This window comes from Mesorhizobium sp. M7A.F.Ca.US.006.04.2.1, assembly GCF_004022915.1.
GTDB classification, from domain to species: domain Bacteria; phylum Pseudomonadota; class Alphaproteobacteria; order Rhizobiales; family Rhizobiaceae; genus Mesorhizobium; species Mesorhizobium ciceri.
The window spans coordinates 1-9,336 of the sequence record NZ_RZQA01000158.1; the positions used below are offsets into that span (position 1 = coordinate 1).

Sequence of the window (9,336 nt, forward strand, 5' to 3'; positions counted from 1 at the left end):
CGGTTTCACCCACGACATCATCACCCGCCTGGCCAAGCTCAGGGATTTCTTCGTCATCGCGCGCGGATCGGTGTTTGCGCTGGCAGAGCAGAACATCGCGCCCGAGGATGCCGGCCGCCGGCTGAATGTCGACTATGTCGCCACCGGCACGGTGCGCAGCCCGTCCGGCCGCCTTATCGTCAGCGTCGAGCTGATCGAGGTGCGCAGCGCCAGGATCGTCTGGGCCGAGACCTTCGAGCGCAGGCCCGATGACATCTTTTCCGTGCTCGACGACATCGGCAACAGCATCGTCTCCTCGATCTCGGCCGAGATCGAAACGGTCGAGCGCAACCGCGCCATGCTGAAGGCGCCCAGCTCGCTCAACGCCTGGGAGGCCTACCATCGCGGCCTCTGGCACATGTACCGCTTCACCCAGGCCGAAAACGAGCAGGCGCGGCATTTCTTTGCCCAGGCCTTGCAGCTCGACCCGACCTTCGCCCGTGCCTATGCCGGCCTGTCCTTCACCCACTGGCAGAACGCCTTCCAGCGCTGGGGCGATCGCGACCGCGAAAGCGCGCTGGCCTTCGAGAGCGCCGGCCACAGCCTGCTGGTCGACGACCACAATCCGGCCGCCCATTGGGCGATGGGCCGGGCGCTGTGGCTGCGCGGCGAGCAGGACGGCTCGCTGCTCGAACTCGAGCGGGCGGTCGATCTCAGCCCCAACTTCGCGCTCGGCCACTACGCTTTGTCCTTCGTGCATTCGCAGTCGGGCGACCCGCGAGCGGCGATAGGCTCTTCCGATCATTCGCGCCATCTCAGCCCGTTCGACCCGCTGCTGTTCGGCATGCTGGGCGCACGCGCCATGGCGCATGTCCGGCTCGGCCAGTTCGAGGAGGCGGCCGAATGGGCGCTGAAGGCGGCGGCGCGGCCCAACGCCCACGCCATCATACTGGCGATCGCCGCGCACTGCCTGGCGCTGGCCGGACGGCTCGACGAGGCGCGCGGCTTCGCCGCCGCCATCCGCAAGACAAGGCCGGACTATTGCGCCGACGATTTCATCGGCACCTTCCGCTTCGAACCGGATGCCGTAGCGCTGTTCCGGCAGGGCGCCAGCCGCATCGGGCTCAACTGAAGCCTGGATCGCCATCTTGGGGATCGCGTGGGAATTTCGCCTCAAATCCGCCGGGTTAACGAAGTCGGAAGGAGTTGTTTAACCGTTAGCTTCTATGTCACGGCCCGGGGGGCCGACAAAGTGAGTATGATGAGCAACAGCCCCGACAAGCGCAATGAATGGCGCGCCATATTTTACGTGCAGGCTCGCGTTGCCATCCTGTTTGTCCCGGTGGTTGCCAGCCTGCTGATCATAGCGGCGCTTGCCGGAAACGAACGCAAGTCGGTTCCCAGCATGATCGACCCAACCGTCACCGGCTCCGTGCGGTAGGCGCTATCGGTCGGCGTTAGCCCTCTCGGGGAGAGCGCCTTCTGAAGAAAAAGAAGGTCGAAAGAAAGGCCCTCCCGATCAACGAGGGAAGGCGCCATGCGCTTTTCCTGGGAAACCACTTCACGCTTTCCCGGACTTGCTCCAGGAGAGCGTGCTTTCCGGCAGCATTCGCTTGAGCACGTCGTCCTTGCGGATGAAATGATGCCATAGCGCCGCGGCCGCGTGCACTCCGGCGAGGATGAGGATCGAATTGGCGCACAGGCTGTGCAGTTCCCTGATGAACCGGGCCGTGTCGCGGTCGGGCGATACCGGGGCCGGGATGGTGAAGAGGCCGAAGAAGCTCAAGGCGTCGCCCCTGTACCAAGTCAGCAGGATGCCGAGAGCCGGAATGGTCACCAGCAGCGCATAGAGCAGCAGATGCGCGATCTTGGCCGCCCATCGTTCAAGCTCCGACATTTCCGTCTGCAGCCCTGGCGTTCCCAGTATCAGGCGCAGGCCGACGCGGATGACGACCAGCGCAACCAACAGCAGCCCGAACGAAATATGGAACCACCAGACGAGCGCGCGGCCGGGATCGCCGCGCGGAAAAAGTTCTTCCACATAGGTCAAGCCATAAAGGCCGATGACCAGCAGAAACACCGCCCAGTGAATGGCTTTTTGTGCGCTTGTATAGGTGGGGTGCATGCGAGCCTTCCAGTTTTGAATATTTCTAAACTAGCCGCGATCATGTCAAAGCTTTGTCGGGCTCGGATGATCGTGAGCTGGCAGGACACTGGAACGGGTAAGCTGTCAGTTTGCGGACAGTCGGGCATCGAGCGCGTAATGCTGGACAAAGAAAAGCCCGGGCGAACCGGGCTCTTCTTCGGCGTCTCCAGGGCGCTCAAACAAAGCGCGGGATCGGACCGTTCTGCGGGGTCACATCGTCGCCGAGGTCGACAAACACCTCGTCGACATAGCACCATGCCCAGCCTTCGGGTGGATCGTAGCCCTCGATGATCGGATGCTTGGTGGCGTGGAAATGCTTGGTGGCGTGGCGGTTGGGCGAGTCGTCGCAGCAGCCGACATGGCCGCAGGTACGGCACAGCCGCAGATGCACCCATTGCGACCCGCTCTTCAGGCATTCCTCGCAGCCGAGCGCGCTCGGCGTGACCTTCCTGATGTCGCGCGTATGTCTGCATTCATCCATCATGGTCTCCCGGCCATTTGAAATGTGTCGGCGTTGCCGCGCGCGAGGTAGGCATGCAGAGCCGCGACCACCTGGGCGCCTTCGCCGACAGCCGCGGCGACCCGTTTGACCGAGCCCGCACGGACATCGCCGATGGCGAATACGCCGCTGCGGCTCGTCTCCATCTGCGCCGATCCTATGTCCGATCCGGTGCGCACGAAACCCCTGGCGTCCAGCGCGACATCGCAGTTGGCCAGCCAATCGGTGTTCGGATCGGCGCCGATGAAGAGGAAGAGATGGCGGATCGGGCGCGTTGTTCCCGCGCCGCTGGCGCGGTTGCGCCAGCGCACCGTGGCAAGATTGCCGTCTTCGCCCTCCAGTGCCTCGATTTCGGTCCCGGTCAGCACCTCGATGTTCGGCTGCGCCCGGATGCGCTCTACCAGATAACGCGACATGCTGGCCTCGAGGCTGCCGCCGCGCGCCAGCAGCGCCACCTTCCGCGCATGACTGGCCAAGTAGACAGCCGCTTGCCCGGCCGAATTGCCGGCGCCGACCAGCGCCACTTCCTGGCCCGCGCAAAGCCGGCCTTCGATGGGCGACGCCCAATAGTGCACGGACGTCCCCTCGAACCGCGCAAGATCGGCGATGTCGAGGCGGCGATAGCGCGCGCCGCTGGCAATCACCACGCTGCGCGTGCGCACGGTCTCGCCGTCACCGACATCGAGCAGATAGCGGGCGCCTGACGTGTCGGTGGCCGCGCTCAAAAGCTTCGCCTCGTCCGGGATGACCATTTCAACGCCGAATTTCTGCGCCTGGTTGTAGGCGCGCGCCATCAGCGCCATGCCGGTGATGCCGGTCGGGAAACCGAGATAGTTCTCGATGCGCGAGGAGGCGCCGGCCTGTCCGCCGAAGGCACGGCAATCGAGCACGATCGTCGACAGCCCTTCGGATGCCGCATAGACCGCCGCCGCCAGCCCTGCCGGGCCGGCGCCGACGATGGCCACGTCATACACCGTATCGGCATCGATCGGGCGCAACAGGCCGACGCAGCGGGCGAGGTCCTTTTCGCCGGGGTTCATCAGCAGCCTGCCGTTTGGACAGAGCACGATCGGCAGGTGGTGCGGATCGACCTCAAAGCGTTCGACCAGCGTTTTGGCGCAGGGATCGCTGTCGGAATCGAGCACGCGGTGCGGCTGGCCGCTGCGCGCCAGAAAACCCTGCAGCCGCAACACGTCGGCATTGTCCTGGGGTCCGATGATGATCGGCCCGCTGGTGGCGCTCTCCAAAAGCCCGACGCGGCGCAGGATCAGCGCCCGCATGATGCGCTCGCCGAGATTGGCCTCCTGCACCATCAGGTCGCGCAGCCGCTGCGAGGCGATGACGAACGCCTCCACCGGCTCGGCGGCCTGCGCATTCACCAGCGAGGGACGGGCCGAAAGCTGCGCCAGCTCACCGACAAAGCTGCCCGGGCCGTGCGTGACGATCGTCTCGCGCCGGCCGAGCCCGCCGTCCTGGGTGATGTCCACGCTACCCGACAGCACGACGATCAGGCCGGGCGCCACATCGCCGGCTTCGATGATGTGCTCGCCGGCTGCATAGGCGCTGGCCTCGCCGAACCGGCGCATGCGGTCGATGTCCACCTCGGCCAGCGTGGGGAACGCCTGGTCGCGGCGGGCACCGAAGATCGGGTTGGTGGATTGAGCCATGGTTTTGAGCGTAGCGAAGCGGCCGCGGAGTTTGAAGCGGTTTGTGAGGGGACTGGCCGGAAGGGGAGGTTGGCTGAAAAGAAAAAGCCCGGGCGAACCGGGCTTTTTCTCTAAGTTTCTGAACCGTCGAGTGGTTCGAAACGGGAATTTGGTGCCCAGAAGAGGACTCGAACCTCCACTCCTTGCGGAACACGGACCTGAACCGTGCGCGTCTACCAATTCCGCCATCTGGGCTGGTGCGGGCTCATGTAAGCGGGCAAGCGATGTGTGTCAACGCGCTTTTTTCGCAGGTACTCCGTTCGCCGGTTCAGTCGTCCAGCACTTCCTTGGAAGCGACGGTGGAATCGGCGTTGAGCTGGTAGATGACCGGCACGCCGGTGCCGAGTTCCAGCTTGACGATCTCCTCACCCGACTTGCCGTCGAGCACCATGATCAGCGCGCGCAGGGAGTTGCCGTGCGCGGCGACCAGCACGGTGCCGCCGCGCAGCACATGCGGCTGCAAATCGTGCAGGTAATAGGGCCAGACGCGGGCGCCGGTGTCCTTCAGGCTTTCGCCGGCAGGCGGCGGCACGTCGTAGGAGCGGCGCCAGACATGCACCTGCTCCTCGCCCCATTTCTTGCGGGCGTCGTCCTTGTTGAGGCCGGAGAGGTCGCCATAGTCGCGCTCGTTGAGCGCCTGGTCGCGGATGGTCTTCAGGTCGCCCTGGCCGACCGCGTCGAGGATGTGCTGGCAGGTCTTTTGCGCCCGGATCAGCGCCGAGGTGAAGGCGATGTCGAATTTCAGGCCACGCGCCTTGAGCTTTTGCCCGGCGGCCTTGGCCTCGGCGTGGCCCTGTTCGGTCAGGTCGACGTCGCGCCAGCCGGTGAACAGGTTCTTCAAATTCCATTCGCTCTGGCCGTGGCGCACGAGCACGAGGGTTCGCGACATGTTTGCTCCTTCAGGTTTATGGATCAGGCCGGCTCAGCTGAGGCCGAGCACGTCCCGCATCGAATACAGTCCCGGCTTCTTGCCGCGCGCCCAAAGCGCCGCCTTGACGGCGCCGCGGGCGAAGATGGCGCGGTCCTCGGCGTGGTGCGACAGGGTGATGCGCTCGCCGGTTCCGGCCAGCATCACGCTGTGGTCGCCGACGACAGAGCCGCCGCGCAACGTGGCAAAGCCGATCGAGCCCGTCTTGCGCACCCCGGTGTGGCCGTCGCGGACGCGCACGTCGTTGCCTGAGAGATCGATACCACGCCCGGCGGCGGCGGCTTCACCCAGCAGCAGCGCCGTGCCCGAAGGCGCGTCGACCTTGTGCTTGTGGTGCATTTCGAGGATCTCGATGTCGAAATCGTCGGCATCGAGCGCGCGCGCCGCCTGCTCGACCAGCACCGCCAGCAGATTGACGCCGAGGCTCATATTGCCCGACTTGACGATCGTCGCATGGCGCGCCGCCGCAGCGATCCTGGCATTGTCATCGGCCGAACAGCCGGTAGTGCCGATGACATGGACGATGCGCGCCTGCGCCGCGTAGCCGGCGAATTCGACCGTCGAAGTAGGCGTGGTGAAATCGAGCACACCGTCGGCCTTGGCGAACACCGGCAGCGGATCGTCGCTGATCGGCACGTTGATGATGCCGATGCCGGCCAGCTCGCCGGCATCCTTGCCCAGATGCGGCGAATCCGTCCGCTCGACCGCGCCGATGACCCGCGCGCCTGATATAGAGTGGATGGCGCGGATCAGCGTCTGGCCCATGCGGCCGGCGGCGCCCACCACCACCAGGCCCATATCATTTGCCGGTCCGTCGGTTGCGGGCGTGGCGCTCATGTCGTGCTCCCGGCGATGCTCTGCGTGTCGATGCCTTGTGACAGGCGTTGCGCCGAAGTCCGGATCGGCGCGCTGTCGTCGACAAGCCCCAGACCCTTGACGCCCTGGATGCGGTGGAAGCGGGCATAGACGCTGTGCGGATCGGCCATCAGCGAGGCGTGCGTGCCTTCCTCGACCAGCCGGCCCTGTTCCATGACGATGATGTGGTCGGCATTGACCACCGTCGACAGCCGGTGCGCGATGACGATGGTGGTGCGGCCTTCCATGACCTTTGTCAGCGCCTGCTGGACGCGAGCCTCGGCCTCGTTGTCGAGCGCCGATGTCGCTTCGTCGAGCAAAAGGATCGGTGCCTGCCGCACGATGGCCCGCGCGATCGAGACGCGCTGGCGCTGGCCGCCGGACAGCGTCACGCCGTTCTCGCCGACTGGCGTGTCGTAGCCCTGCGGCTGCTGGCGGATGAAGTCGTCGGCCGCGGCTTGGCCCGCGGCCTGTTCGATCTCGGCATCGGTGGCGCTCAGCCGGCCGTAGCGGATGTTGTCGCGGATGGTGCCTTCGAACAGATAGGGCTGCTGCGAGACATAGGCGATGGAACCGCGCAGCGACTGTTTGGTGACCTTCGAGATGTCCTGGCCGTCGATCTCGATCGACCCCGCCTCGACATCGTAGAAGCGCTGCAGCAGCGCCACCAATGTCGTCTTGCCGGCGCCCGAAGCGCCGACGATTGCCGTCACCTTGCCGGCCGCGGCGACGAAACTCAGATCCTGCAGCACCGGAGCCTCCTCGACATAGCGGAAGGAGACGTTGTTGAAACGCACTTCGCCGGAGGTGAATTTCGCCTCGGCGGCGCCTTGGGCGTCGCTCTGCTGCGGCTCGATGTCGAGAAGCTCGTAGATCATGCGCGCATTCACCAGCGCGCGTTCCATGCCGACCTGCATGCGCGCCAGACGGCGGGCCGGATCATAGGCGAGCGTCAGCGCGGTGATGAAGGAAAACACCGCGCCCGGCGGCTGGCCGAGAACGGTGGCCCGGTAGCCGGAATAGGCGATGACGCTGGCGAAGGCGATGCCGGCCAGCAGTTCGGAAACCGGCGTCAGCCGCTCGGAGACGCGAGCGATCTTGTTCGACCGCTGCTCGGCATCCTCGGCGAGCTGGCTGATCCGGCGCGACAGCTCGTCCTCCATGGTGAAGGCCTTGACGATGGCGATGCCTTGCGTGGCTTCCTGCATGGCGCCGATCAGCCGAGAGTTGATCTGCACCGATTCGCGCGTGATGCGGCGCACCCGGCGCATCAGATAGGTGACGGTCCAGATCAGCGGCGGCCCGATCAGCAGCGAACTCAAGGAGAGTATCGGATCCTGGTAGATCATCACGCCGACCAGGCCGACCAGCGAGACGGCATCACGCGCGGTCGAGGTCACCGTCATCGACAACAGGTCGCGAATGCCGTTGACGTTCTCGTTGACCTGCGCGGCCAGCCGCCCGGACCTTGTGTCGTTGAAGAAGGAGACGCCAAGCTTCATCAGATGGTTGAAGATGCGCTGCTGATAGCGCGCCACCAGATTGTTGCCGATCCTGGCCATCGTCACCGCCTGGCCGTAGCCGGCAAGGCCGCGCAGGATGAAGGCACCGAGCAGTGCGGCGCAGATCCATGGGATCAGGTCGCCGCGTCGTTCGTAGAAGATCTGGTTGACGACCGGGCTCATGATCCAGGCGGCAAGCGCCGTCGTCGCCGACACGGTCAGCAGGCAGAGGATGGTGAAAACATACGCGCCCCGATAGTCGCGGCCATTTTCCTGGAGGATACGGCGGATGACCGCCACGATCTCTCCCGCACGGGGTTTCGACAAATTGGGGGGCTGAAATGTCAAATTGGAGCGCTTCGTAGATTTCCGCTTCCCGCGGCCGGGCAATTTGGCACCCCTCTTAACGCCAAGCAGCCAGCTTGCCTATGCCTCGGGGTGACTAACTTCGTCGCGCCAGCGCCGGCCCGAAGTCTGGACACCGAACAGCGAGGGGTTCCTGGCATAGGCGGCAAGGCCCAGAAGTGCGGCCAGCGGATGGGCAATGACATACACCGGCATGGTGCGCATCATCGCGCTGTGCGGCGCCTTGTCCTCGAAAGCGGCACGGAAATTGCCGGCTTTCAGCGCCGGCACGATCTTCTGCGCGATGCCACCGGTGAGAAACACGCCGCCGCGGCTCATGAACACCAGAGCAAGGTCGCCTGCCGTGCGCCCAAGGCAGGTGACGAAGGTCTCCAGCGCTTCCTCGGCAACCGGATCGGTTTTCGCAAGTGCCGCGGCAGTGATCTCGGCCGGCGTGGTGAAGGGCGACGGCTTGCCGTCCGCCTTGGCAACCGCCCGATAGACATTGACCAGACCGCGTCCGCACAGGATCTGCTCGCCCGAAATGCGGCCCTCCAGCTTCTCGATATGCGGAAAAACCTCGAAATCGCGGGCCGAGCGCGGACCGATATCCATATGACCGCCCTCGCCGGGCACCGGTATCCAGTGGTGCAGCGCATGGACCAGCCCGGCGACGCCGAGCCCGGTTCCGGGGCCGAGCACGACGCGGCCGGCATTGGGCTCCGGCGTGCCGCCGCCGATCTTTTCCATGTGCTCCTCGCCGAGCGCGACGACGGCCAGCGCCTGCGCCTCGAAATCGTTGAGCACGACGATGTCGCTCAGGCCGAGGCTGGCGAACATTTTTCTCGGCTTGACGATCCAGGGGCAGTTGGTCAGTTCGATCTCGTCGCCGTCGACCGGACCGGCCACCGCCAGCACCGCCGAATTGGGACGCACCGACGAGCGATCGAGCACGGCCGCCTGGATCGCCTCGTCGATGGTGTTGTAGTTCGCCGTCTGGACGATGGTCGGCTCGCCTGCCTCGGAATTGGCGTCGAGCACGATCGAAAAGCGCGCATTGGTGCCGCCGATGTCGCCGATAAGGATCGGAAACCGCAACAAAGTATCGTCGTCGCCTGTGCCTGGCATGCTCTCGTCCGTCTCCGGCGCCACCGACGGCATCTAGCCGTTCTTCCGTTGACTAGCGCATGGGTTTGAAAAGGGAAACGGTTTTCGAGCCCGGCGGCGCGCTGAGGCCGGCTGTGCGGCCAAACCGACACGGTTTCGCAAAAATAAGGTCCTGAACCGGTTGAGCCCGTCTATGAGCCGTGACCGTCAGTTTCCTGGCGGCCGCGGTCGCGGCAGCGGCACGCCGATCTCGGGCGTCGCCGTGAAGG

The 9,336-nt window shown here is 65.2% G+C and carries 8 protein-coding genes, 1 tRNA gene and 1 pseudogene; 2 read left to right on the plus strand and 8 right to left on the minus strand.

Annotated features, from left to right (window positions below):
* A pseudogene (locus tag EN925_RS11180) lies at positions 1–1,111 on the plus strand (transcriptional regulator); the annotation flags it as partial.
* Positions 1,112–1,237: 126 nt separating this feature from the next.
* On the plus strand, positions 1,238–1,420 hold the full coding sequence (locus tag EN925_RS11185) for a hypothetical protein (protein WP_013528612.1): 183 nt from the start codon (positions 1,238–1,240) through the stop codon (positions 1,418–1,420).
* A gap of 120 nt (positions 1,421–1,540) precedes the next feature.
* Here EN925_RS11185 and EN925_RS11190 read toward each other — a convergent pair whose 3' ends face one another.
* The 8 genes from EN925_RS11190 to EN925_RS11225 all read right to left on the minus strand — a co-directional run bounded on the left by EN925_RS11190 (position 1,541) and on the right by EN925_RS11225 (position 9,088).
* Positions 1,541–2,104, minus strand: a complete 564-nt coding sequence (locus EN925_RS11190; protein ID WP_127368094.1) for a cytochrome b — start codon at positions 2,102–2,104, stop codon at positions 1,541–1,543.
* Positions 2,105–2,300: 196 nt separating this feature from the next.
* On the minus strand, positions 2,301–2,609 hold the full coding sequence (locus tag EN925_RS11195; protein ID WP_027161196.1) for a UBP-type zinc finger domain-containing protein: 309 nt from the start codon (positions 2,607–2,609) through the stop codon (positions 2,301–2,303).
* On the minus strand, positions 2,606–4,291 hold the full coding sequence (locus tag EN925_RS11200) for an FAD-dependent oxidoreductase (RefSeq protein WP_127384832.1): 1,686 nt from the start codon (positions 4,289–4,291) through the stop codon (positions 2,606–2,608). Before EN925_RS11200 ends, EN925_RS11195 begins: the two co-directional genes overlap by 4 nt.
* Positions 4,292–4,440: 149 nt before the next feature.
* Positions 4,441–4,525: transfer RNA gene (locus tag EN925_RS11205), tRNA-Leu, on the minus strand.
* Between the two features lie 73 nt (positions 4,526–4,598).
* The gene (locus EN925_RS11210; protein WP_127368092.1) at positions 4,599–5,219 is read right to left on the minus strand and encodes a 2,3-bisphosphoglycerate-dependent phosphoglycerate mutase; all 621 of its coding nucleotides are present in this window, start codon (positions 5,217–5,219) and stop codon (positions 4,599–4,601) included.
* Positions 5,220–5,252: 33 nt separating this feature from the next.
* Positions 5,253–6,095: a 4-hydroxy-tetrahydrodipicolinate reductase gene (gene dapB, locus EN925_RS11215; protein ID WP_127368091.1), complete on the minus strand. Its 843-nt coding sequence runs from the start codon at positions 6,093–6,095 to the stop codon at positions 5,253–5,255.
* On the minus strand, positions 6,092–7,963 hold the full coding sequence (locus tag EN925_RS11220; protein ID WP_024502175.1) for an ABC transporter ATP-binding protein: 1,872 nt from the start codon (positions 7,961–7,963) through the stop codon (positions 6,092–6,094). Before EN925_RS11220 ends, dapB begins: the two co-directional genes overlap by 4 nt.
* Positions 7,964–8,041: 78 nt before the next feature.
* A complete protein-coding gene (locus EN925_RS11225; RefSeq protein WP_127368089.1) occupies positions 8,042–9,088 on the minus strand; it encodes a glucokinase in 1,047 nt (348 codons plus the stop codon).
* Between the last annotated feature and the right edge of the window lie 248 nt (positions 9,089–9,336).